This window comes from Lysinibacillus sp. NPDC093190, assembly GCF_050280425.1.
Classification (GTDB): Bacteria; Bacillota; Bacilli; order Bacillales_A; family Planococcaceae; genus Lysinibacillus.
In genome coordinates this window covers 39,167-63,646 of sequence record NZ_JBNNVG010000028.1, presented here as the reverse complement: position 1 = coordinate 63,646, position 24,480 = coordinate 39,167, and the positions used below count along the sequence as shown (strand labels likewise).

Here is a 24,480-nt window from a genome sequence, read left to right as displayed (position 1 = left end):
ACGAATCGAATAATCAAGTTCCAGGTATGTTTCTATTTTTACACGTTCTGATATGGTAAGATGGGTATAGCTCATAACGATTCCTCCGTTTGAATGTTGGTGTGGTAACTACATTCTACACGAGGTCGTTATGGGCTTCCTTTATATTGACTTCGGGGTGTTGCACTTAATATTACAATCCGTCATATAAGAATATTTTACCGTATATATTAAGAGCGTATTTTGATTAATCTTTTTTCAAAATACGTTCTATTTTTGTTGGATCAAAGGTCAATCTATATCACAAATCACAAATACGATTATGTATATCAATTAATTTGTATGTTTTGAAATCGTGTTACACAATACAAGGTTATAAGAATCTAGGTTAGTCTATTAAAATATGCAAAAATTAGGCCTAGATAGATTATTGTAGTATGAAGTTAATATCAGGGTGTTATCTTAGCAAAAGGAGCTTCAATCTTTGATATAAGAGCTTTTTCCACAGTGAAATTCTGGATTGTATCATTGGCAGATAAAGGTAGATAAATGAAGAACTTTACAACGTTTACAAAACAGAAAAACCTTAATTTGACACGTTCGAATAATATAAAAACCCCTATTTGTTATCCTTATTTTCAACATTTTTTTCAATTTGTAAAGCATGTATTAACATTTTAAAGACTCCGTAAATCGTATTGTTTTAAAATAAATCTGCTTATATAATAACCATGCAAGACAAAATTGACACGTTCAAAAATAAAGGAGAGAACATTTTTCATGAAGAAAACGTGGTTGCTAATCGTTGCACTTGTTTTTAGTTTGGTTTTAACAGCTTGTGGAGGGAATCAAGATTCCTCTGAGGGAGCTGCGAAAGGAAAAGATAAATCTCTAGTAATTTATACAAACTCCGGATCAGATGGTCGTGGAGACTGGCTGAAGGAAAAAGCGGCTGAACAAGGATTTAAAATTGAAATCGTTGAAGCTGGTGGAGGAGACATTCGCAATAAATTAATTGTAGAAAAAGCAAATCCAATTGCAGACGTTGTTTACGGATTAAATGAAATGAACTATATCGCATTAAAAAATGAAGGTGTTCTGGAAGCATTCACTCCTGTTTGGGCAGACGAAGTAGAAGCGGGAACAAGCGACCCTGAAGGTTACTATCATTCATTAGTAAAACAAGCTATTCTATTGATTTATAATTCTGACTTATATACAGAAGAAACGGCTGCATCTGACTGGCCGGAATTATGGGAAAATAAAGCATTTCACGGTTTATATGAAGTACCGACTAATTTAGGAGGGGACACAACTAGAACCGTCATTGCTGGTATTCTAGTACGTCACCAGGATCCAAATGGTGAACTTGGTATTTCGGCTGAGGGCTGGGAGGAAATTGAGAAATTCTTTGACAATGGTACTCCTGCGACAGAAGGTACTCCTTTCTATGCAAACTTAGCAAATGGAACGACTCCATTCGGTCAAATGTTCTCAAGTGGAATTCAACAAAGAGAAGAAGAATACGGTGTGAAAGCAGGGATTGTATCACCTGAAATTGGTGTACCCTATGTTACAGAACAAGTTGCAATTGTGAAAGGAACGAAGAAAAAAGGGGTTGCAGAAGAATTTATTAACTGGTTTGGAAGTGCTGATGTACAAGCAGAATGGGCAAAAGAATTTAACTCAATGCCAACGAATATAGAGGCAGCTAAATCAGCTAATCCAGAGGTAAAAGCATTACATGAATCTGTGACGAAACAAGATATGGATTGGGAATTCATTACTGAAAATATTGACGCTTGGATTGAAAAAATCACCTTAGAAATTCAATAAATTTTATAAGAATAATTGGCCTTGTTTTTTTGTTGAAAACCAAGGTTCACTTTTCTAGTACTAGCGGAGGGAATAAGATGATTGAATTCAAAAATATTCAAATCAAATTTGATGATTTCATAGCCATTCAAAATTTAAATCTTGAAATTAAAGAAGGTGAGTTTTTTACACTTCTGGGACCTTCAGGATGTGGGAAAACAACGACGCTAAGGAGTTTAGTTGGATTTATCAAACCAACAAATGGCGACATCCTAATTAATGGAGAGAGAATAAACGATATTCCTGTAGAACGCCGTGAAATAAGTATGGTATTTCAGAGCTATGCACTGTTTCCAACTATGAATGTATATGAAAATTTAGCATTTGGACTTCAATTAAGAAAATACAAAAAAGATGAAGTAGATAAACAAGTTAGGGAAATAGCCAGGAAAGTAGATTTAAATGAAGAACAGCTTTTTAAAAAAGTATCTGACTTATCAGGTGGACAGCAGCAACGGGTTGCCATTGCAAGGGCTCTTGTATTGAAACCAAAAATTCTTGTGCTTGACGAACCGTTATCGAACTTGGATGCCAAACTAAGGAAACAGCTTAGAAGAGAATTAAAAAAATTACAGTCGCAATTCGGAATCACGTCCATTTATGTTACACATGATCAGGAAGAAGCATTAACAATGTCCGACCGAATCGCAGTATTTAACAAAGGCAATATTGAACAGGTTGGAACACCAAAGGAAATATTTGATCATTCGAAAACAGAATTTGTCTGTAATTTTATTGGAGACAACAACTATTTAGAGCCATCATTTTTACAGCGAATAAAAAATGAATGTAATGTAGAGATCGATCCGTCTAAAAAAGCATATATCAGACCAGGTAAAGTGACAACTAAAAATGTCGATGTCAAAAAATATGATGTGATAGTAGAAGGAGAAATTGTTGAAAAAGAGTATCACGGCATTTCTTCTAAAGTCATTTATGAGTTAGGTAATCAACGAATCGCAAATATGGAAACGGAAGATAATTCAAACGATTATGAAGTGGGAAGCAAAAAAAGAATCGCATTTCAAACATCAGATATTTTAACTTATTAGAAGGTGGACATGATGCAAATACAAAATAAGTATAAATTAAACAATAACCTATTTCTCCTTACTATTGGAATTGTATTATCGTGGCTATGTATCGCCTTTCTTATTTACCCGAATATCAATTTATTAATCGCAACGTTTTTCCAGGATGGAGGCTTTACGTTAGAGCCATTTGAAAAGTTGATGAAATCTGAACGTGCAATGAGAAGCTTATGGAACAGCTTTATTTTAGCAATTGCTGTGGTTATAACAGTGAATATGGTTGGTCTGTTTCTAGTATTTATCATGGGTTATTTTGAAATTAAGGGAATGAAGTTTCTACGGTTTGGCTATTATTCAACCTTAATCTATGGAGGAATCGTATTAGTAGCAGGTTATCAATTTATTTATGGCGATGTAGGACTCGTAACCAATGTTTTGCTAGCCATTTTTCCGGATATGAACCCGCATTGGTTTAAGGGATTTTGGGCTGTCTTGTTTGTTATGACTTTCTCTAGTACATCAAATTATGTCATCTTCTTATTAAATGCCTTGCAAAAGGTAGACTATCAAACGATTGAAGCTGCAAGAAATATGGGGGCAACTGACTTTCAAATTATAAGAAAGGTGATTCTTCCCGTTTTAAAACCAACTATTTTTGCCTTGACTATTTTGCAGTTTATCGGCGGATTAGGGGCATTTGCAGCACCAAAAGTGGTCGGAGGAGAATTCCAAACGATTACACCGATGATTTTAACATTTTCCGGTATAGTCAGTTCTAGAGATTTAGCAGCCCTTTTAGCTATTTTTCTAGGGTTAGCTTCGATGATTCTACTTGCAATCATGACAAAGGTAGAATCTAAGGGGAACTATATGTCCGTTTCAAAAGTAAAAACAAGTTTGATCAAACAAAAGATCAACAATAACTTTGCCAATGTCATAATTCACATGATGGCATATGTATTATTTGTGCTCTATACACTGCCAGTTGTTCTGATCTTTATATTTTCGTTTACTGATTCCAAGGCGATTACTACAGGTAAATTAACATGGGACAGTTTTACATTAGAAAACTATATTACGGTATTTACCAACGCAAGTGCTTACCAACCTTTCCTTGTGAGTATCATTTATTCAGCACTCACTGCCATCATTGTTGTAGGGTTGATCCTATATATTGCACGATTAATTCAGAAGCATAACAACAGATGGACGGCGATTCTCGAATATATTCTTCATATTCCTTGGATGTTACCTTCCGTGTTAATTGCGATGGGTCTGATCATTACATATAGCATTCCAAATGCAGTAATGTTTAACAAAGTACTAACTGGAACGGTAGGCATATTATTAATTGGTTATATTATTGTTCAAATTCCTTTTGTATTAAGAATGTTAAAAGCGTCCTTTTATTCCATAGACACTTCATTGGAAGAAGCGGCAAAGAATTTAGGAGCAAGCAATATAAGGGCCTTCTTTAAAGTGTTATTGCCCATTATTTTACCTTCTGCTTTGGCATTAGTTGCCTTAACATTCAATTCAACTTTGGATGAATATAATTTATCGATGTTTTTAAGTCATCCATTTTATCAGACATTAGGAATTACGATACAAAACAGTACATCACCAGAAGCGTTACAGGATACAAGAGCATTAACCTTTGTCTATACGGTACTATTAATGGCCATTTCAAGTATTGTTCTTTACCTTGTTTATGGCCGAGGAACAAAGGCAGGAAAATAACACGATAAGTTCGATGAAATGAAATAGCAATTGTGGAAACAAAAAATGGAGGTACATCATGATTGGGAACAAAAACAACAATGATACGACAAAATTATTAAATGAGAAATTAGGATCGGAGCCCTTTTTAATTGCTGTCCATCGTGGTAGTAGCATGGGAAATATAATTGAAAATACGCTCCCTGCTTTTTATGCAGCGATACAATCCGGTGCAGATATATTAGAAATTGATGTGGTTCGCTCAAGTGATGGTGAATTTTACATATTCCATGATGGAAATGAGCGCAGGCTTCTGGGACAGGAAAAAAATATCAGGGAAATGGATTCTGTCTTCATTGAGTCTTTAAACTATCGAAATAATATCGGACAAGTTGTCAATTATAAATTAGAAAAGTTAGAAAATGTCTTAACGAACTTAAAAGGTAGTGGTATGCTCCTCAATTTAGACCGTTCTTGGGATGATTGGGAGACATTGCTTCCTTTCCTAGATCAGTTTGACATGGCAGATCAAATTATTTTAAAATCCCCAGTGAATCAAAGTTGCCTATCTATTTTGGAACAACACCCTATAAAGTATCCGTACATGCCGATTATAAAAAAATTAGAAGAAATAGACGAGGTTCTAAGCTATCAGACTATCAATTTGACAGGCATGGAATTAATTGCAAAGGACACGGATAGTGTATTCTTTCAAGATAGTATCATCCGCGGTATTAAAGAAAAGGGATTATTTATTTGGCTAAATGCAATCGTATTGAACGATAAGGATGTATTGTATGCAAAGTATGATGATGACCAATCCATCATAAAAGGGCCTGATTATGGTTGGGGGAAACTTATTGAAAAAGGGTGCGACGTCATTCAAACCGATTGGCCAAGTCTATTAAATCAGTATAGACAAGAAATTAGTAAGAAAATGAAAAGAGGATGAATATGAATAAATATATCCAAGATACCCATGCCCATGTTTTAATATGGCTTGAAGAAGCGGCGAATATGATACGTGAGTCGTTTACTGAACAATTAATAATTGAGACAAAATCTAACTTCAGCGATTTAGTTACAAATATGGATAAAAGTGTACAAGATTTCTTTATCCAGAAAATCATGGAGTACTATCCCACTCATCAGATTTTAGGTGAGGAGTCTGCAGAACAATTCAAAGATACGAATAGGGAACATGTATGGGTAATCGATCCGATTGACGGGACGGCGAATTTCGTAAAACAACAGGATCATTTTTGTATCCTTATTTCCTATTACGAAAATGATATTGGAAAATTAGGCTATATTTATGATGTAATGAATAAGAATCTATATTACGCGATAGAAAATGAAGGTGTTTTCTTAAACAATAGTAAATTACCTGCTCCACCAGCTATTTCTTTACAGGAGGGACTTGTCTCTATTGATGTACGGAACTGGTATGGAAAAGCAAGTTTGGAAAGGTTGGCTACTGACGCCTTCGATATCCGATATTTTGGCTGTGGCGGTATTGACAGCATTCATGTGATAACGGGTAAGTTTGCTGCATTTGCAGCATCGATAGCGGGCCCTTGGGATATAGCGGCTCAGCGAATTTTCGCAAAAGAATTAGGGCTATGTGTATCCAAATTTGATGGAAGTGATGTCAATTATTTGAAAGGAGGAAATTGGGTAATTTCCAATAAGGCTGCATACGAGGACCTTTTAACAATTGTTAAAGAATTTTAACACTTGAAAACGTAAGATAGATAAAAATGATTGTTAGAATTTAAAGGTGGTGGAATTGATGGTGACCATATTGGATATAGCAAAAGAAGCAGGCGTATCACATGGTACAGTATCCAATGTTTTAAACGGCAAAGGAAATGTCAGTTCAAAAAAAATGGAACTTGTTTTAAATGCGGCTGAAAAATTAGGATACAATCTAAATAATAATGCAAAGCTGCTTCGTTCCGGAAAAAGCCAAACTATTATTATGATATTACCTAGCCTCGCATTAGAGGAATACTCTATTTTTTACGAGTATGCTTTAAAAGAAGCAAGTTCCATAGATTATCAGATAAGGCTGTACTGTACTTATGACAATCCAATAAAGGAAAAGCAAATTATTAAAGAAATTATTAAAGAGCGTCCAGCTAGCATTATTACGGTCTCTGCATTACATGATGCTAATGAGTATTATGAGAATATTCCAATTAGTAAAAGTGACATCATTTTTATTAATAGGAATTTAGCCAATGTACAGGAATTTATAACTTTTGATTTTAATCAGGCTGGGATTGATATTGCAACGCTTATTGATCAACATATTACCGGAAAAATTGCCTTGTTTACTGGAAAAGACAATTTTACGAATGAGCATGAGTTTACAAATGCATTGTTGGAGAATTTAGATAATCGAGATATTACTGTATATCAGTCTACTTTATCCCATGAATATGAAAATGCGTTTAAAATAGTCTTAGAATCGTCCTTTGACTGTATCATTGTAACAAATGTCTCTAAAGCACAATTATTGATTAAAGCATTTCATTATGCTTCAAATAAAAAATTACCAAAAATTATTGCGCTCGGACCATTAAAAAACATGCATAGTAATGAAATGATGTACTATTTTCAGGATTTTGGATATTTAGGTGAACGAGTCGTGAAAAATATCATTCAAACGATAAATTTAAAAGATAAAAGTCATTCCAACGTTTATCCCAATTATGGATTTCTAATGAAGCCAGATCGATATAAAAACTTTCAATCAGAGATTAAGATTCTTACCATTGATTCACCAGCAACGCATGCGCTAAAAAAAGTCATTACGCATTTTGAAAAGAATACAAACTGCATCGTACATCTTGATATAAAATCCTATAATGAGGTTTTTCAAATCATTGAGGACGACGAAAAGTGGAAAGACTTTGATATTATAAGATTGGATATTGCTGGTTATTCTTGGTACGGGCAGAAAATTTACCGCCCACTGCGAGGATTGGAAGTAGAAATAGATGCATTTATTGAAGCATTGCCATACTTTATCAAAGATGCTTATGTCAATATCAATGATACTGCATATGCTGTTCCGTTTGACATCAGTATTCAGATGTTATTTTATAGGAAAGATATTTTTGAAAATGACATCGTAAAGCGAAAATACTTTGAAAAAACCAAATCAGAACTTAAAATTCCAACGACATTTGAAAAATATAACGAAATAATCACATTTTTCAATGAGAGCGACTTTGACCAAGTAAAAGAATTAACTGGTGCGTCCATGATTTCAGGAAACTTTGAGACCATTGCAGCTGAATATTTGCTCAGGTATTATTCCTTAAAAGGTGATCTTCTCACTGGCACAGATATTCATTTAGACCCAGAAATAGCGATCAATGCTATGAAGTTACTTTATGATTATTACAGGAATTCTCTGGTCATTGACTCGAATTGGTGGGGAGAGGAAGTACAGGCTTTTAATAAAGGGAAATCGGCAATGGTGATTGGATTTATGAACCATTTGTCTGTTGTCTCTCAAAGTAATATTAAGGGTTCAATTGGAATTGCCGATGTTCCAGGGAACACACCTTTGCTTGGTGGAGGGATTTTAGGGCTAACGAAATCAACTAAAAATGTGGAAGCATCCATTGAATTTCTTACTTGGCTCAACAGTCCAGAAATTTCGGAACAAATCAATTTACTAGGTGGCAATACGGCAAGTTATTTTCTCTCGAATAACTCTGTTGTCAGAACGATGTATCCATGGCTTGCTAAAGCGAAAAAAACAATCATAAATGGAAAGCGAGAGACTGTTTTTGAAAATGGTCAGAGAATCGATTTAAAACATACGGAAGAAATCATTGGAAAACATATACTAAAACTATTAACAGAAGATCAACCTCAGTTTAAAAAATATGTAGAAAACATAAATATGGAATTGAAGGAAAAGAAGGAAATGTTGACCAATCAGGTTTAGGGTGAGTTTTCGATTTGCATGATCAAATATTTTGGAGGGGATTTATGTCAATTACATTATTAGGAGTATTTGCTGGGCTATTAACTAGCTGTTCGTTTATTCCGCAAGCATACAAAGTCATTAAAACAAATAGAACGCAAGATATCTCTCTACCGATGTATAGCTTATGTACAATTGGAGTGTTTATCTGGATCATCTATGGACTGATGATTAATGATTTGGCCATTCTATTAACAAATATCATTACTTTTGTACCAACAATAATCATTCTTATCCTAACCCTTAAAAACCATATACAAAACAAAAAAATATATATTAAAAAGATCTATACTCATTCCTCTTGAGAGGAATGAGTACGGATCTTTTTTATTTTGGAATTACTTTTAGCTAAATCACAACGGATTAAGTTAAACTTTATAAGTTATTATGAAGAATTGCACTTAAACTATCGGGTCAAGTTAGTAGAAAATGGCTTATTTTATTGTTGACTATGGAAATTAATTCATTAAAGGAGAATGAAATAGAACCTAAGAAGCAACTGAATATTAGCTTGATTTATGATGAATGTCTATTAGCCAATGCAGAGGTCTATTCTTATTTTGCAATCCTTTCTATAAAAAATTTTATTGTTAATCACGAAGAGTGGATACTCAAATTATGTAACTGCCATTTGTTAAACTACTGGGCGTTGATCCAACAAGGGATTAATGCCCTTTTGTTGTATGCTTTGAAAACCCCCTGCTGTGCAGGGGGTTCCGGAAAGCTTTTAGCTATGGACAACAAAAAAGCTCCAATCGTACAATCAAGTCAGGTCTGGTCAACCGACTTCGTACGAAAGGAGCCTCCAAAAATGGATAATAAAAGTTTAGCGCATACAACATGGAATTGTAAGTATCACATCGTGTTTGCGCCAAAGTATAGAAGACAAATTATTTATGGTCAAATTAAAGTCGATGTAGGAAGAATATTACGCCAATTATGTGAAAGAAAAGGTGTAGAAATCATAGAGGAAACAGCATGTCCAGATCATATTCATATGTTGGTAAGCATTCCACCAAAATTAAGTGTATCTGCGTTCATGAGCTATTTAAAAGGGAAGAGCAGTTTAATGATTTTCGATCGACATGCGAATTTAAAGTATAAATATGGTAACCGTCAATTCTGGTGTCGAGGATACTATGTGGATACAGTCGGTCGGAATAAGAAAAAGATACAGGAGTATATAAAAAATCAATTACAGGAAGATATCTTGCAAGATCAAATGACAATGAAAGAATTCATAGACCCGTTCACAGGAGAGGAAATTAAGAGAAAGAAAAAATAAGTAAGCCGCTTTAGCGGTTTGTGTGGAAACGGAGTGCGGTTGGCAGACCTTTCAGAATGTCTTTAGACATGGGCCAGTCCCCCAGCGTTTCACGCGCAGAGCAAACCACCAGTTATACTGGTGGTTCTGATTGAAGTAATTGAACTAAACTAGCTAATGGAAGCTAAGTGATCTTCCACATTCGGGCGCGATTGTTGAACAACATAGGAAGAAAATAATCAATCTTTTTTATAAAATCAATTTTAGTATTATAATATAAGACTTCATTTCGATCAATCTTTTTTTTAAATGGAGTCTTTTTATTTATAGAAAAATGCTGGTTTGTGAGATATTTTTGATCAAACTTTATTACAAAGCTACATTTAACAAGGAATTGTAGGTTACAATAAACTTCTTAAAATCTTAGAGGATTTTTATAGTGAAAAAGAGAAGTGAATTCAGCAGTAGTATAAAGGAGGTTTATATATGAGAGTTGGAATAATCGGAGGCGGTTTTGGTTTAAAAGTTCAAGCCCCTATCATTAAAATACATCCTATGATGAAAATTACTGCTGTTAGCACTATGAAGCGTCATCAATTACCTGAAGAATTATTAAGTGGTGAAAATCCTCCTACTCATTATTTTAAAATTGGATGGATATGTTAGAGAAGGAGGAGCTTGAGTTATTATTTGTGAGTTCAATACCAATTTATCACTTTGAAATGGTGAAATACGCATTACAAAGAGGAATAAATGTTGTATGTGAAAAACCTTTTACAAGGGATAGTAAAGAATCTAAAGAGTTATTGCAGCTTTCAAAACAGAATAATTCAAAGGTTATTATTGATTTTGAATGGCGGTATTTTCCGATGCGTCAAAAAATCAAAGAATTAATCGTTAACAATTCTATTGGGAAGCTAATTCATCTCGAATACCATATTTCAAGCCCGCAATACCAACATCTTATTTCAAATAAAAGAGGTTGGATGGGGGAAAAGCGAAAATTTGGAGGAATGCTAGGTGCATTAGGTGCACATATGATAGATTGTTTGAGATGGCTAACAGCGGATGAAATAGAAAATGTAAACGGCTTAGTATATACTCACGTTCCAATGGGAGCAGGAGAATATAGAGATGCAGATGATGCGTTTTTTATTCGCGGAAAGATGAAATATAATACTACTTTTTCTCTTCAACTCTTATCAGGGATTAATCACGGATTTGGCTCTAACTTAAAGATATTTGGGAGTAAAGGTACAATAAGCTTAAGTAATGATAAAACTTTGTTGTTTGGAAAAGCAAATGAACAACTAGAAGTAATAAATGTTGAACAAAGAATAGGTCCTGTCCATCTAATAGACGAGGCAAATGCTTATTATCCAGCATTTTACCCATTTTTAGAAAGAGTCTATGATTATATTGTTTACAACCGAATTGATGAGGATTTACCGACTATATTCGATGGTCACGAAAACCAAGTAGTAATTGATAAAATATTTGATGTGTAAAAAAATCTTCTTCAACTCCCATGAAAGAACTTAATCATCTTTCATTTTCTGTGGTGAAGTGCTTATTTTTGCGCTTCATGGATGGCTAACGGGGGCGTTAGTGGAATAAAAAGGACATAACATATTAGTGCATATAAAATATGTTATGTCCTTTGACTTATTAATATTTTTTTCAATTTAGGTCTTGATAAAAGACGAAGGGCTTTTTTTACGGCTAAATTTTTTAACTTTTCAAAGGGGAAATAAAAACTTCACGGATATACATTCCGTGAAGTTTAAACATTCCATAGTTAGTTAGAAGAAAAGGAAGCCAATGCTTATAATAACGCCTGTGAATATTAAAATAAATAGACAGAAGCCCATTATATCCCTAGCCTTTAAGCCAGCGATTGCAAGGGCTGGTAGTGCCCAGAATGGTTGAATCATATTCGTCCAAGCGTCACCCCACGCGATAGCCATAGCGGTTTTTGCATAGTCGGCACCTAAAGTGGTTGCAGCATCTAGCATAATAGGAGCTTGTACCGCCCATTGTCCACCGCCTGACGGTATAAAGAAGTTAACAAGTCCCGCTGAGAAAAATGTAAACAAATAGAAGGTATGTTCATTGGAAATATTAACGAACCATTCTGAGAATACAGCAGCTAACCCAGAAGCGGTCATCATGCCCATAATACCTGCATAAAACGGAAATTGAAAAACTATGCCTGTTGTTGTTTTAATAGCATTTTGTGCAGCAACAAGGAAACGCTGTGGTGTCCCGTGGAAAATGATGCCTAGCACAATAAAAATCGTATTAATCACATTTAAATCAAGAACAAAGCCTTTCGTATTAAAATGATGTACTAAATATACAAGTCCGATAATAGCAATTAAAATCGTTAAAATATAACTACGCTCAGAGCGGCTGGCAAAGTTGTTTTCGGGCTTAGGCAACTCTGTTTTTTCTTCCACCAATAAAGAAGGATTAACCTCAACCGTATCCTCTTCCTTTGGCATCATCCAACGATTAAACAACGGTAAAGTGAAGACTATAACAATGACTATAAATAAGTTATATGTTGAAAAGAGTGTAACATTTGTTGGGATGATACCCATAATGTCAGCAAACTTATGACCTTCAGTCGCAATGGATAACGGAATTGAGCCAGCTAATCCACCATGCCAAATAACGAAGCCTGAGTAGGCACTAGCAATTAATAAACGATAGTCTACCTTTTTAACATGACGAGCAATTTCTTTTGCAAAGAGGGCACCAATTACAAGTCCAAATCCCCAGTTAATCCAGCAGGCTATTAGTGATACGAATGTAACAATGATAATTGCCATGCTTGGTGTTTTAATTTTACTTGCAATGGCTGATAATCCTTTTTTAAAGACAGGGCTATTCGCTAAAATGTGACCAGCAGCTAAGACAATCACCATTTGCATTGTAAATGCTAATAGTTCCCAAAAACCATCTCCCCAATAGATCACCATATCAAGCGGAGAAGAATCTGTTAATGCAACTCCTAATAATAACGTCAATACTGTGAGTAGAGTGACAAAAATGTATGGATCAGGTAAATATTTTTCCATGATAGTATTTGAAATTCTTGTTAACGTTTTCATGTTGGAAATCCCCCTTCCTTTTCTGCCATCCCTTATCGCTAATTGTACATAGAAAAATGAATAAATAAAGATAAAATAAGTATTAAGTACAATAAATAGAACGTAATGTAGAAATAAATTGATGGATGTTATCTCGGAGATTGCGTAATTAAATATTATCGAAATCATAACAAAGTCTTATCGCTATTGTATTTGTCTACATGTTTTTAAGAAGAAGGATTAGTAGAAAATTAGGAGAATTTATTACTAAATAGGGGTTTGGGGAATAATTTTTATAACAAATTAGAATAAATAGGGGGTATCTATATGGAATTGCGAGATTTAAAAGCATTTATGACTGTTGTTGAACATGGGAGCTTTACAAAGGCAGCTAATGAATCCTTTGTATCACAGCCTTCATTAAGCAAAAGCATTAAAAAGTTGGAGAATGCTCTTCATGTAGAGTTATTAAACCGCTCTACACGCAATATAGAATTAACAGACGCTGGTAGTATCGTCTATAAACAAGGACAAAAAATAATACGTTCTGTACATGATTTACATATATTATTGGATGATTTATCGAACATCGAAACAGGTACGATTAAATTAGGGATACCGCCGTTAATTGGCACACTATTTTTCCCTGAAATCGCTCGAAAGTTTCATAAGCAGTATCCAAAGGTACATTTAGAGCTTGTGGAACGTGGAGCTAAGATGATCGGAACATTAGTAGAAAATGGCGATGTTGATATGGGGATTGTAGTAATACCTACAGACGAAAGAAAATTTTCCGTCCAATCATTTGTGGAAGACCAATTTTTTGTCTTTATCAATGAGTCCCATCCATTGGCGCAGCAAGAACATATTCTATTACAAGATTTGAAAAATGAAACATTCATAATCTTTACAGAGGAATTCACATTGCATGATTATGTTATTAAATCATGTAAAAGTGTAGGATTTACACCAATAATCGGCTATAAAAGCTCACAATGGGATTTAATAGTGGAGCTAGTATCCTCGAATTTAGGGGTAACACTTTTACCATATTCCATTGCCGCAAAGCAGACAAATAAAAATGTGAAAATTATTCCGTTACTTAATTTTGACATGCCATGGCGTTTAGGTGTTATTACGAAGAAAAATACATATCAATCTTTTGCATTAAAGCAGTTACTCAATACAATACGTTTTGAAAAATGATTTATGCACTTTTAGAATAAATAATATTCTAATTAATTCCTTTACTTATAAAATGGTATTAAGGTAGAATTTTTCTTAATAAACGAGCTATTTTAGGGGGTCTCGATATGAGGAACGGGAAAGTGTGGAATTCGTTTGAGGAAGCCGTTGTAGATATTAAAGATGGGGATACGTTAGCGGTAGGGGGCTTCGGGCTATGTGGTATCCCTGAAAAATCAATTGCGGCGCTAGTACAAATGGGAACAAAGGGCTTAACAGTTGTAAGCAATAACTGCGGTGTGGATGATTGGGGTTTAGGGCTTTTATTAGTAAATAAACAAATCAAAAAAATGATTGCGTCCTATGTAGGTGAAAATAAAATTTTCGAGCAGCAATTTTTAAGTGGGGAGCTAGAAGTAGAATTGACACCACAAGGTACGTTGGCGGAGCGTATGCGAGCTGGCGGTGCTGGAATTCCAGGTTTTTACACTGCTACAGGAGTTGGAACACCTATTGCTGAAGGAAAAGAAGTAAAGGTTTTTGATGGCAAGGAATATATTTTAGAAAAAGGTATTGTCGCAGATTTTGCCCTTGTCAAAGCATGGAAGGCAGACAAGCTAGGAAATTTAGTTTTCAGAAAAACATCACGTAATTTTAATCCTTTAGCCGCAATGGCAGGGAAAATTACGATTGTAGAAGTAGAGGAAATTGTTGAAGTAGGAGAGTTAGATCCAGATCATATTCACACGCCAGGGGTGTTCGTGCAACGCATTTTACTAGGTGAACATTATGAGAAGCGTATCGAGCGTTTGACGGTGAAGAGGGGGGATGCGTGATGGCTGATACAAGACAAAGAATAGTAAATAGAGCGGTAAAAGAAATACAAAACGGCATGAACGTCAATTTAGGAATTGGTATCCCAACGCTAGTGGCCAATGCAATTCCAACTGATTATAATGTCCTTTTACAGTCAGAAAACGGACTTCTTGGCATTGGTCCATACCCAGCAGAGGAAGTGGTCGATCCTGATTTAATTAATGCGGGTAAAGAAACGGTCACTGCAGTTCCGGGTGCCTCTTTCTTTGACAGTGCCGAATCATTTGCCATGATTCGTGGGGGGCATATCGATCTTGCTATTTTAGGTGGCATGGAAGTATCTGAAACGGGTGACCTTGCGAACTGGATGATTCCAGGGAAAATGGTGAAAGGTATGGGAGGCGCCATGGACCTTGTAGTCGGGGCGAAAAGAGTAGTCGTCGTGATGGAGCATGTTAATAAAAACGGTGAGTCGAAAATAAAAAAACAATGTGAGCTTCCGTTAACAGGTAAGGGCGTTGTGCATAGGTTAATTACAGATTTGGCAGTTTTTGATTTTACGGATGAAGGGATGCAGCTTATAGAATTAGCAGAGGGTGTCACGTTAGAGGAAGTAAAAGAGAAGACTGCTGCTTCTTTTAGTGTCGCTTTAACAGTATAAGGTTACTTAATAAGTGGGTTTTCGTCAGCCGCACTAATAATAGTCTTCACTAATCATGCGTTTACGGGCAGTTAATGCATAACCAGTTCTTTGATAGGGCTGGTTTTTTTTCATTCGGAGTGGTAATAGATGGATAAATATGTGATTTTTTGAAGTGGTATTGTTGCTTCGCGGGTATTTCAATCAACTTCGCAGGTATTTTTGAAGAGCATGAAGGTTGATTGTGATTTTTCAGACTATTGGCTGTTCTCTAGCTCTATTTTGCAATTGTACAATGGTTGAAAAGGAGAAATATAACAATGAGACAACAATGGTCAGATGAAATACAGGTAGCACAGGTACGCGTTGCACGACCGACTGATAAAATAAAGGAAATTGAAAAATTTTATTGTGAAGGCGTAGGGTTAGAAAAAATCGGCTCTTTTTCAGGACATCGAGGCTACACAGGTATCATGATTGGTCTACCGAATGCTAGCTATCATTTAGAATTTATAGAGCATATTGAAGGAAGTCCTTGCCCAGCGCCAACAAAGGATAATTTGCTTGTACTATATATTCCAAAGCGTTCAACCATACAGCGTATTGCCGAACGCTTATTGCAAATGGGCTATCCTGAGGTGGAGCCAGAAAATACATATTGGGCTGAAAAAGGGGTCACAATTGAAGATCCCGATGGCTGGCGTCTTGTATTGATGAACACAGAGGGAATTTAAATATTATGATTAAAGGTACGAGCTTACATTATTGTAGGCTCGTATTTTTATTTTAATACCCTGTGTGGTATATAATGAATGGAAGAATAATAAGTTGGAGGTTTATAGTATGCAACGAATCAAAACCAATGAACAATGGAGAGAAGTTTTACAGCAATCTAAGCACAATCCTTGTCTAATGTTAAAATTCAGTATGACATGTATTAGTAGCATTTCTGCATTAAAGGAATTTAAAGCACTGGAAACTAATTTACCTAAGTATTTAGTTATTGTGCAGAAGGATAGGGATATTTCAAATATCATTGAGAAGGAGCTAAAGGAATCACCACAGCTTTTAATTTTGAAGGACGGAAAAGGCATTTGGCAAGCAACGCATTACAAAATAAAAAAAGCGCTTTGTCTGAAGCAATTAGTATGTATGTTTAGTGAACAGGAAAAAAAGATACCCATCCATAATACGTGAAGGGGTATCTTACTATTGAAGCTTTCTAATGCCCTAAAGAAGCCTCTTGATGATAATGAGTAGCAATAGATTCAATATCTAGCTGGGTATAATTTGCCCAATTAGCCTTTCTAAAATCTTCCTCACTAAAGTAAATATTTAATAGTTCATTCATAGATTTGTTCCCATTTGGTTCTGTTAACGGAGCATACCAACTAATAGCTGGAGTTTTAACACTAGGTAGCTTAGACAGCTCTGCAAATATTTTAGTGGAATCCTTCAGCATTTGATTTTTCATACCTTTTTTCACATCTGTATCCTGTATAGAGATTGAGACGATACCGTTCTTTTCTTCAACGGTAAATTTATTTTTAACGATAGCTCCTACTATATCTTCAACGGAAGTATTTTTATCGACGGCAACTTCCTTTGGCGCAGTATTTTTCCCGCAAGCTGATAATAGTAGTGTGGCTAGTAAAAGTAAATAAAATAACTTCTTCAATGTAATAACCTCCCTTGTTACTACCATATATGCGCAAAATGGAAGGGAATTATACAAAAAGAAGATAGCTTTTTTCAAGATGAACATGGAATTACATCCTCGTTTTAAGTGCGGTTCTAGATAAAGATCAGAAAAAACAATTGGAGGTATTCAAAAATGAACTTTTCAGAGTTTAAAAACTGTCTTTTGACAATAAGCGAAATAATTTATTTTGATAACAATGAGTACCTTCGTGAAAAAACGTCTAATCCTTTTAGATTAAAAGAAATGATAAACATTGCTGAAAATTTACTTGCAAATATAACGAGTGAAGATGAGAAATACTTTCTAATGGGAACGCTGGGGAACTTATATAGAATTTATGGAGAACCACAAAAAGCCATAAATATTTTATCGGAATGCATTAAAATTGCCTGCGATCAGAACGATAGCAATCGAGAAATCGTGTCATTAATACGCCTAGGAGAGGCAATTAAATATAACGGTAATCCAATGGAAGCAATGGAAATCTTCAACGATGTTTTAGATAAATGTAAGGTAAACAATAATTTGTTATATGTGGACTTTGCCATGCAACATAGAGGAAAGTGTTTGTTAGAAATAGGGGAAATTGCAGAGGCAGAAAAATGCTTTAAAGAAACATTAAAGTTAAGAGAACTTAAAGGTGATGAATCACTTATTGAATCTACCCGACAAGCATTGAATTTAACTTCTTTCATCAGGCGTTCAAACACCTGATGACTAAAATTAATTATAACGAGAAAGTAAATTGAATCGCAGATGACTGGTACAAGGAAAACAAGAAAAAATGCAGTATAGGTTAATTAAAATAGGAGAACTCTATTTAGAACTTGTGGTAAACGGAGACCATCATTTATGATGGTCTTTTTTATACGATAATTTTGTAAGCGTATACACTTTTCACAGAGTTTTTTTCTTTTAACTATTGAATTGCTAGTAAAAACAATGTATAGTGAAGTGATTTGTCTGACGTCTGACTGTCTACATATTTTCAGTTAAAGATCTAAAGCTGTTATCCATGTTTCAATAATGGAACATAATGAGTGACAGAAGGATTTGTAGTTTCGGATATCGAACGCGTAAAAATTCAATATTATTTATGGAGGAACTCATGAGATACTTAATATCCATTTGTGGATTGCTACTTGTATTTGGTTTAGCTCTGTTAATGAGTAAAAACAAAAAAGAAATAAAATATAAAAACATAATTATGATGTTAATCATCCAATTTATACTTGCAGCATTACTGCTAAATACTAAGTTTGGTTATGTTCTAATTAAAGGTTTTACAAAAGTATTTGATCATTTGTTGGCTTACGCAAGTACAGGTATAACTTTTGTTTTTGGTGGTTTAGCGAATGAAGGGGAGTATTCCTTCTTCCTAAATGTGTTATTACCTATTGTTTTTATATCTGTATTGATAGGGATCTTACAGCATTTCAAAATTCTTCCTCTCATCATGAAAGGGATAGGTTTACTTTTAAGTAAAGTAAGTGGTATGGGGAAATTGGAATCCTATAATGCTGTTGCTTCTGCAATGGTTGGTCAATCTGAAGTATTCATTACTGTTAAAAAACAATTAGATAAGATTAGCCCACAGCGAATGTATACATTATGCGCATCAGCAATGTCGACCGTTTCGATGTCAGTTGTTGGAGCATATATGACGATGATTGAACCAAAATATGTTGTAACAGCGATTGTCTTGAACTTGTTTGGCGGTTTTATTATTGTTTCGATCATCAATCCGTATACAGTAGAAGCAAGTGAAGATATTTTAAAGATAGATGAACAAAAGCAATCGTTCTTCCAAATGCTTGGAGAATACATCATGGATGGATTTAAAGTGGCCATCATTGTTGGCGCTATGCTGATCGGTTTCGTAGCATTAATGGATTTAATCAATTCACTATTCGATATGATTTTCGGTATATCCTTCCAAGACATTTTAGGTTATATCTTTGCACCAATTGCTTTCCTAATGGGTATACCTTGGGCAGATGCTATTACTGCTGGAGGAATTATGGCAACAAAATTAGTAACGAATGAATTTGTTGCAATGATAAGCCTTGGAGAAGTAGCTAAGTCTATGAGTGCGCATACACTGGCTATTATTTCAGTCTTTCTTGTATCTTTTGCAAACTTTTCATCTATCGGTATTATTGCTGGAGCGGTAAAAGGTTTGAATGAAAGACAAGGGAATGTAGTTGCTCGTTTTGGCTTAAAGTTGTTGTATGGGGCTACGCTCGTTAGTATCTTAACGGCTACAATTGTTGGTATTGTTATTTAATTTATAAAAAAAGAAGTAGTTGACTGCACTTCAATTGATAGACACATCAATTGGGGTGCAGTTTTTGTATGGCTAAAGTGTGTGGTTTTTTGCACTTCATTTATGTGACTTAGAAAACTACAAAGACCACCATTGTTAAGATAGTCTTTTTGTTGAAGTATTGGTTGTCCCATTTTTAACAAAATGAATAAAAATGAGTAGTATTAGTTGAAATAGTGCAACAATCAAAAATACAATACCCAAAACAATGAATGAAACCATTCTAACTTCAGGAGTTTGAACTACCCCTGCATAATCAACTTCTCTTACTCCAATAAATATGGCCCCAGCAGCAAAAATGAATAGCCATACAATATTTATAGCCCACCATATTTTCATACTCAAAATAAATATCTCCTTTCTATTCATAATTGTATTTGGTTTACTACCATAACTTTACGCTCCTTAATAAACGTCATCCCTACTTTTGGCGATGAATCTTAATGCTCCGATAAATGTTTTTTAATTGTAACACTTTTCCTTTTTACTGGAAACAAACTTTAGGTGGTGCTACCTCTCAGCCTTAAGACTGATTTCCTTATAATTTACAAAAATAAATGACGAATTAAATATGAACAAAAAAACAGACAACAAATATTAGCTCATTTTGATTAAAAAAAATCACCCTCCAATAATGGAGAGTGATTCGTTCAAAAGCCTTGTGGCTGTATGATTAAAATGTCAGATGAGTGAAAAGAAATTGATTTAAATGTGTATATTCCCCGTATTAAAAGGCAAGGAATAGCATTTATCGGGAAAGAGTTAAAAGCGGCCATAGGAGACATATAGGGAGTATATCAAACCTCCCTGACATCTAAGATTTATTAAACAACATTTCTCCATTCAAAAAAGCGCCAGCTAACCGTAGTTAACCAACGCCTTTCCGTTATTGTTAAGAAGGTTTTATTTCCATTCCTTCTTTATCTTTGAATTTGCCGATAATAATCATAATAAAATCGATCAATGTCCAGATACCTAGTCCACCCAAAGTTATAATCATTAAAATACCAGTACCTATTTTACCTGCGTAGAAGCGATGTATTCCTAGACTACCTAAAAAGAAACATAGTAAAATCATTACTATATAGTTTTTTTCTGAAGTTTGTTGTTGCATTTTTATTAATCACCTTTCTTTTATGTAGTAATAATTAACTACATTTCCATTCAAAAGTCTATCATTCTTTTACGTTTTTCTCTACTTGAAATAAGTGCCAACCATAGTAAACCAGCGTGTTATTCATTGCTGTTTATTAGGTAGATTTTATACCTTTTTTACCACGAGGAATATTCCTGTTATTGGAAAAAAGAGTACGATAAAGGGGGGAAGAATCAAATGAAAGAGAAAAAGGATGATGGAATGGGGACTATGAATCAAGAAGAAAAACAAGTCGATACTGACCAATATTTTGCTACTCGTGAACCAATCGGTGAAGTGTTATCGGGAGAAGCGTTAGCTAAAGCAGCAATTAAGTATATGGAAGAGTTAACTAGTAAAATTTCTCCTGAAGAAGAAGCTGCATTTAGAAAAGAAATGTTAGAATTGAGAGGCAAAAGAGGAAAATAACGTTTGCAGCTCCTTAGCAGCTTCTTTTCGACTTTCTATATCTTCCCTTAAATATAATTTATCTCGACTTAATTCTTTTACCGGAACTAACTTACCGCGCTTTACGAGCGAATTTAGTGCTTGCCGAGATATTTGTAATTCCTCTATAACCTCTGACGTTGTTAATATTTCAGATTGAACCAGTTTAATAAATTCTTCTTTATTTGCTACCTTGTATTCCATCTAAAAAGTTTCACCTTATTTATATCATCCCCCATTACTTTATGAAAAGAATATCATCGACTTATACTATATCTATTTACTATCGTCAACAGATATAGTGAATTTATTTTCCTGTTATGCTAAAAACTTCCACAAAAAAAGCCACTCATTTTGAGTGACCTAGATACCTAATAATTGCTTTTTCTTCGCGTCAAATTCTTCCTGAGTGATTAATTCATCCTCTAATAGTTCCTTCAATTCACGGATTTCATCGGCAACATCGTACATGGCAGCTGTTGAGAACCACATGGCAGCACACTACTACAATTTGACTGAATCAGAACGTGCCATCGTTTTCAAGCTTGCTAGTCATGCTTTGGAACATCCAGGGGCTTGTCATTTGAAAGCTGCTACTATTGCTGCAGCATTGGAGATCAGCACAAAGACGGTTTATCGTGCTATTTCAAAATTAGAATCGCTAGGAATCGTTAAGAAAGAAACGACTGTAAAAAGCAAAGGTGGACAAGGTGCAAGCATTTATATCATTTTGCCTTACAATGTCCCAGCGTGGAAATGCTGAAAAGCCTTGTGAGAGTAAGGGTGAAGCGCAACAATCTGAAAACCTATCTTTAAACTCTTTTAATCTTTTAAGTTCTAAACAAGCAAATAATAATTTATGTGATTTAGAAAATGAATTACATAAATGTGTATTGGCTACAAAAATGAACGATATACGCGATTTTGTGAACGCTAAAGACATTTTAGCTAACATTTTACATGATATTGCAAACGGTACATTAACAGTTACAAGTACATTAAGAGCCGTATTCGTGGGTGCATATAGTAAGGCTATAGAGCGTTTAAGTAATAAATCAAATGAATCATCATATATAGAAGAAACAGCGAATAGAGAACGACCAGTACCGTTTTATAACTGGCTTAATGAACGTCATAGTCGTCCACAAATAAATAGTGCGTGATTTAATCAATCTCTCTTTAAATCATGCACTTATTTATTGGTATCTTAAAAAGTAAAGGAAATTCTTTCTTTTATACAATATTAATACCTGCACTTGCAGTACCTTCAATTGCGAAATTTAGTGCAGGAGGATTTATTACTGATGAAATATAAAATACCATTAATAAAAGATCGCCCGTGGAGACAGGTACTGGCTCGATTTCTGTTGAACCAAAAGTTATTCCTGCTAGAACTCCAGCGACAGGTGGAGCTAAATCAACACGTGCATTTGTAGCAGTGAAGATGTTACTTCCTACAGGAGCACGATAGATTTGAGCTGTTATAGTAGTAAGCCCTCCTCGGTTAAAATTTAAAAAGTAATTATATGCTGCGGAAATAGCAGTAATATTACCATTGCGTGGAACTGAGAAAGCTTCGCTTAAAAGTCCAGTTAAGTCTATTGTATTGTCTAAAATAGGCACACCATTAATAGCAGTACCGAATCCTATAAGACTAGCCGTTAATCCAAAGGCAGGCCCTATAGTAACTACAGATGTTGAAATTCCCGAGGAAAAAGGGATTATTGAACCGCTGTCGTTTTCTTCGCCACTTTCAATTTCAAAGTTTATACAGTTTATATTTTTTGCCACAAAGGGTCCAAAATTTTCACATTCTATTTGTGGTGATAAACAATTACAACTTCCATTATTTATGCACACAATTTTCCCTCCTTTCATCTTATGCTATGTGGAAGAAAGTAAGTGGGGGAGGGCTATTAACTCAATGGATTGTTATTTATTTGGTGGAGTTCTATAACTGGTTAAAAGAACATGATAGCTTTCTACAATCAATAGTGCATAGTGAACCATCGTTAGATAATTGGCTGGAATGGTAGAGAGGGGAATATAAGATATGAAAGATCAAAAACAAATTACTATGTATGATTTTATAGAACAACCAATTAAAAAATCTTCCACAGATGTTAATAAGGCTGTTGATAAGAAGAACCCCGTAATAGAGTCTCGTATAAGAGTGTGTATTGTACGTAGATAAGAGAAGTTTGATTTTATTTATTTGTAATTATAAAGAAGTTTAACCCCAATTTAACCCCATCGGCTTTTTAGGGATGAAAAAAGCATCTTAACCAATTTGGCTAAGATGCTGAATAAACATTGATATAACAGTATTTAGAGTAAAAGCCGCGTATGCCGTAGTTATTATAGAAAGTTTTAAACCACCACTCCTCAAAGTGGGTGTTCGCAGAAGCTTTCCTGCTTATCCTCATGCACCTTGGTGTGAGGCCCGTCATTCCAACTCCAATAATAAAACTCCCTTTTACAGCTTAAAGGTTAAAACTTAATATTATACGAACAATGCAGCCTTTAAGGATATAATAAGGCATGTTAAACAAACTTGCAAGTAAGATGGTTTGTACAAAAAAGTCAATGGGCGAGTGTCCCAAATCATACTTATCCAGAATGAAATATCTCCAAAAACATAAAACAGATTCAAACATTTTTCACAAATACGAACGAAAAATACGAACATCCTTTACTTAATAGGGCGAAGTATGTAAAGATAGGAGAATATATAGGGTTTACCTAGCAAAACAGTATAGGGAGGAAGCGGAAATGGCAGCTTATCCAAATTGTCCGAAATGTAATTCTGAATACACATATGAGGATGGAACGAACTTTGTATGTCCAGAATGTGCGCATGAGTGGAGCTCTGATGTCACAGAGCAGGAGACAGATACGTTAATCGTAAAGGATGCTAATGGCAATCTACTTGCGGACGGTGATTCCGTTACAATTATTAAGGATTTGAAGGTTAAGGGTAGTTCTTCAACATTAAAAATTGGGACAAAGGTGAAAAGTATTCGTCTCGTTGAAGGCGATCACAATATTGATTGTAAAATCGATGGCTTTGGTGCAATGAAATTAAAGTCTGAGTTCGTAAAAAAAGCATAAGTAAAAAAGAGTCGTGAAAATGAAGCACCCAACTAGGAAATGATGTTGGGAAGCTATTCAAAAAACGACTCTTTTTTATTTTTATTCAGTAGGTGTCTAAACACCTACTGAATAAAAATAAAGCCTCCGGACGCATTGTTTATCTGTGC

At 34.8% G+C, this 24,480-nt stretch carries 29 protein-coding genes and 1 other RNA gene; 22 read left to right on the top strand and 8 right to left on the bottom strand.

Going from position 1 to position 24,480, the window contains the following annotated elements; genetic code table 11:
• Positions 1-759: 759 nt before the first annotated feature.
• The 10 genes from ACQKOF_RS19515 to ACQKOF_RS19470 all read left to right on the top strand — a co-directional run bounded on the left by ACQKOF_RS19515 (position 760) and on the right by ACQKOF_RS19470 (position 11,382).
• A complete protein-coding gene (locus ACQKOF_RS19515) occupies positions 760-1,815 on the top strand; it encodes an extracellular solute-binding protein (protein WP_427560588.1) in 1,056 nt (351 codons plus the stop codon).
• A 77-nt stretch (positions 1,816-1,892) separates the two neighbouring features.
• On the top strand, positions 1,893-2,906 hold the full coding sequence (locus ACQKOF_RS19510; RefSeq protein WP_427560585.1) for an ABC transporter ATP-binding protein: 1,014 nt from the start codon (positions 1,893-1,895) through the stop codon (positions 2,904-2,906).
• Positions 2,907-2,915: 9 nt separating this feature from the next.
• A complete protein-coding gene (locus tag ACQKOF_RS19505) occupies positions 2,916-4,625 on the top strand; it encodes an ABC transporter permease (RefSeq protein WP_427560582.1) in 1,710 nt (569 codons plus the stop codon).
• Between the two features lie 58 nt (positions 4,626-4,683).
• The gene (locus tag ACQKOF_RS19500) at positions 4,684-5,556 is read left to right on the top strand and encodes a glycerophosphodiester phosphodiesterase family protein (RefSeq protein ID WP_427560580.1); all 873 of its coding nucleotides are present in this window, start codon (positions 4,684-4,686) and stop codon (positions 5,554-5,556) included.
• A gap of 2 nt (positions 5,557-5,558) precedes the next feature.
• Positions 5,559-6,338, top strand: a complete 780-nt coding sequence (locus ACQKOF_RS19495; protein WP_427560577.1) for an inositol monophosphatase family protein — start codon at positions 5,559-5,561, stop codon at positions 6,336-6,338.
• 58 nt (positions 6,339-6,396) lie between these two features.
• The gene (locus ACQKOF_RS19490) at positions 6,397-8,571 is read left to right on the top strand and encodes an extracellular solute-binding protein (RefSeq protein ID WP_427560574.1); all 2,175 of its coding nucleotides are present in this window, start codon (positions 6,397-6,399) and stop codon (positions 8,569-8,571) included.
• 44 nt (positions 8,572-8,615) lie between these two features.
• Complete coding sequence (locus tag ACQKOF_RS19485) at positions 8,616-8,915, top strand: SemiSWEET family sugar transporter (RefSeq protein WP_427560572.1); 300 nt, start codon at positions 8,616-8,618, stop codon at positions 8,913-8,915.
• Positions 8,916-9,421: 506 nt separating this feature from the next.
• Positions 9,422-9,895: an IS200/IS605 family transposase gene (tnpA, locus tag ACQKOF_RS19480; RefSeq protein ID WP_427560569.1), complete on the top strand. Its 474-nt coding sequence runs from the start codon at positions 9,422-9,424 to the stop codon at positions 9,893-9,895.
• Positions 9,896-10,360: 465 nt separating this feature from the next.
• Positions 10,361-10,540, top strand: a complete 180-nt coding sequence (locus ACQKOF_RS19475; protein ID WP_427560567.1) for a hypothetical protein — start codon at positions 10,361-10,363, stop codon at positions 10,538-10,540.
• Positions 10,541-10,566: 26 nt separating this feature from the next.
• Positions 10,567-11,382 (top strand): Gfo/Idh/MocA family protein, encoded by an 816-nt coding sequence (locus ACQKOF_RS19470; RefSeq protein ID WP_427560564.1) that lies wholly within the window; start codon positions 10,567-10,569, stop codon positions 11,380-11,382.
• Positions 11,383-11,676: 294 nt separating this feature from the next.
• Here the strand turns inward: ACQKOF_RS19470 and ACQKOF_RS19465 are convergent, their stop codons facing one another.
• A complete protein-coding gene (locus tag ACQKOF_RS19465) occupies positions 11,677-12,990 on the bottom strand; it encodes a short-chain fatty acid transporter (protein ID WP_427560561.1) in 1,314 nt (437 codons plus the stop codon).
• Between the two features lie 306 nt (positions 12,991-13,296).
• Between ACQKOF_RS19465 and ACQKOF_RS19460 the strand changes: the two genes are divergently transcribed.
• The 5 genes from ACQKOF_RS19460 to ACQKOF_RS19440 all read left to right on the top strand — a co-directional run bounded on the left by ACQKOF_RS19460 (position 13,297) and on the right by ACQKOF_RS19440 (position 16,807).
• On the top strand, positions 13,297-14,175 hold the full coding sequence (locus ACQKOF_RS19460) for a LysR family transcriptional regulator (RefSeq protein ID WP_427560559.1): 879 nt from the start codon (positions 13,297-13,299) through the stop codon (positions 14,173-14,175).
• Between the two features lie 107 nt (positions 14,176-14,282).
• Positions 14,283-14,990 carry a CoA transferase subunit A gene (locus ACQKOF_RS19455; RefSeq protein ID WP_427560556.1) on the top strand — a complete coding sequence of 236 codons (708 nt, stop codon included), beginning with the start codon at positions 14,283-14,285 and terminating at the stop codon, positions 14,988-14,990.
• On the top strand, positions 14,990-15,631 hold the full coding sequence (locus ACQKOF_RS19450; protein WP_427560554.1) for a 3-oxoacid CoA-transferase subunit B: 642 nt from the start codon (positions 14,990-14,992) through the stop codon (positions 15,629-15,631). The genes ACQKOF_RS19455 and ACQKOF_RS19450 overlap by 1 nt, the downstream gene beginning before the upstream one ends.
• A gap of 299 nt (positions 15,632-15,930) precedes the next feature.
• A complete protein-coding gene (locus tag ACQKOF_RS19445) occupies positions 15,931-16,344 on the top strand; it encodes a VOC family protein (protein WP_427560551.1) in 414 nt (137 codons plus the stop codon).
• A gap of 109 nt (positions 16,345-16,453) precedes the next feature.
• Positions 16,454-16,807: a monothiol bacilliredoxin BrxC family protein gene (locus tag ACQKOF_RS19440; protein ID WP_427560549.1), complete on the top strand. Its 354-nt coding sequence runs from the start codon at positions 16,454-16,456 to the stop codon at positions 16,805-16,807.
• 25 nt (positions 16,808-16,832) lie between these two features.
• Here ACQKOF_RS19440 and ACQKOF_RS19435 read toward each other — a convergent pair whose 3' ends face one another.
• Positions 16,833-17,288: a hypothetical protein gene (locus tag ACQKOF_RS19435; protein ID WP_427560546.1), complete on the bottom strand. Its 456-nt coding sequence runs from the start codon at positions 17,286-17,288 to the stop codon at positions 16,833-16,835.
• Between the two features lie 156 nt (positions 17,289-17,444).
• On the opposite strand from ACQKOF_RS19435, the gene ACQKOF_RS19430 reads away from it, so the two are divergent.
• Together ACQKOF_RS19430 and ACQKOF_RS19425 are read left to right on the top strand one after the other, a co-directional pair.
• Entirely contained in the window at positions 17,445-18,026 is a 582-nt protein-coding gene (locus tag ACQKOF_RS19430) for a hypothetical protein (RefSeq protein ID WP_427560543.1), read from the top strand.
• A 394-nt stretch (positions 18,027-18,420) separates the two neighbouring features.
• Positions 18,421-19,599 (top strand): NupC/NupG family nucleoside CNT transporter, encoded by a 1,179-nt coding sequence (locus ACQKOF_RS19425; RefSeq protein ID WP_427560541.1) that lies wholly within the window; start codon positions 18,421-18,423, stop codon positions 19,597-19,599.
• Between the two features lie 135 nt (positions 19,600-19,734).
• On the opposite strand, the gene ACQKOF_RS19420 is transcribed toward ACQKOF_RS19425, so the two are convergent.
• Entirely contained in the window at positions 19,735-19,977 is a 243-nt protein-coding gene (locus tag ACQKOF_RS19420; RefSeq protein WP_427560597.1) for a DUF3923 family protein, read from the bottom strand.
• Between the two features lie 553 nt (positions 19,978-20,530).
• The gene (locus ACQKOF_RS19415) at positions 20,531-20,752 is read right to left on the bottom strand and encodes a TM2 domain-containing protein (RefSeq protein WP_370048462.1); all 222 of its coding nucleotides are present in this window, start codon (positions 20,750-20,752) and stop codon (positions 20,531-20,533) included.
• A 219-nt stretch (positions 20,753-20,971) separates the two neighbouring features.
• On the opposite strand from ACQKOF_RS19415, the gene ACQKOF_RS19410 reads away from it, so the two are divergent.
• Positions 20,972-21,202, top strand: coding sequence for a hypothetical protein (locus tag ACQKOF_RS19410; RefSeq protein ID WP_427560538.1), 231 nt, complete (start codon positions 20,972-20,974; stop codon positions 21,200-21,202).
• On the opposite strand, the gene ACQKOF_RS19405 is transcribed toward ACQKOF_RS19410, so the two are convergent.
• On the bottom strand, positions 21,173-21,424 hold the full coding sequence (locus ACQKOF_RS19405; protein WP_427560535.1) for a helix-turn-helix transcriptional regulator: 252 nt from the start codon (positions 21,422-21,424) through the stop codon (positions 21,173-21,175). The two genes, ACQKOF_RS19410 and ACQKOF_RS19405, sit on opposite strands and share 30 nt — an antisense overlap.
• A gap of 159 nt (positions 21,425-21,583) precedes the next feature.
• Entirely contained in the window at positions 21,584-21,712 is a 129-nt protein-coding gene (locus ACQKOF_RS19400; protein ID WP_427560533.1) for an SHOCT domain-containing protein, read from the bottom strand.
• On the opposite strand from ACQKOF_RS19400, the gene ACQKOF_RS19395 reads away from it, so the two are divergent.
• Both ACQKOF_RS19395 and ACQKOF_RS19390 read left to right on the top strand, forming a co-directional pair.
• Complete coding sequence (locus ACQKOF_RS19395) at positions 21,711-21,983, top strand: helix-turn-helix domain-containing protein (RefSeq protein WP_427560530.1); 273 nt, start codon at positions 21,711-21,713, stop codon at positions 21,981-21,983. The two genes, ACQKOF_RS19400 and ACQKOF_RS19395, sit on opposite strands and share 2 nt — an antisense overlap.
• The gene (locus ACQKOF_RS19390) at positions 21,931-22,383 is read left to right on the top strand and encodes a hypothetical protein (RefSeq protein WP_427560528.1); all 453 of its coding nucleotides are present in this window, start codon (positions 21,931-21,933) and stop codon (positions 22,381-22,383) included. Before ACQKOF_RS19395 ends, ACQKOF_RS19390 begins: the two co-directional genes overlap by 53 nt.
• A gap of 70 nt (positions 22,384-22,453) precedes the next feature.
• On the opposite strand, the gene ACQKOF_RS19385 is transcribed toward ACQKOF_RS19390, so the two are convergent.
• Positions 22,454-23,080 (bottom strand): hypothetical protein, encoded by a 627-nt coding sequence (locus ACQKOF_RS19385; RefSeq protein ID WP_427560525.1) that lies wholly within the window; start codon positions 23,078-23,080, stop codon positions 22,454-22,456.
• 193 nt (positions 23,081-23,273) lie between these two features.
• Here ACQKOF_RS19385 and ACQKOF_RS19380 point away from each other — a divergent pair, with 193 nt between their 5' ends.
• Entirely contained in the window at positions 23,274-23,414 is a 141-nt protein-coding gene (locus ACQKOF_RS19380) for a hypothetical protein (protein ID WP_427560522.1), read from the top strand.
• Between the two features lie 139 nt (positions 23,415-23,553).
• On the opposite strand, the gene ssrS is transcribed toward ACQKOF_RS19380, so the two are convergent.
• Positions 23,554-23,746, bottom strand: a non-coding RNA gene (ssrS, locus tag ACQKOF_RS19375) — 6S RNA.
• Positions 23,747-23,992: 246 nt separating this feature from the next.
• Between ssrS and ACQKOF_RS19370 the strand changes: the two genes are divergently transcribed.
• A complete protein-coding gene (locus tag ACQKOF_RS19370; RefSeq protein WP_427560520.1) occupies positions 23,993-24,331 on the top strand; it encodes a zinc ribbon domain-containing protein YjdM in 339 nt (112 codons plus the stop codon).
• The last annotated feature ends 149 nt before the right edge of the window (positions 24,332-24,480 follow it).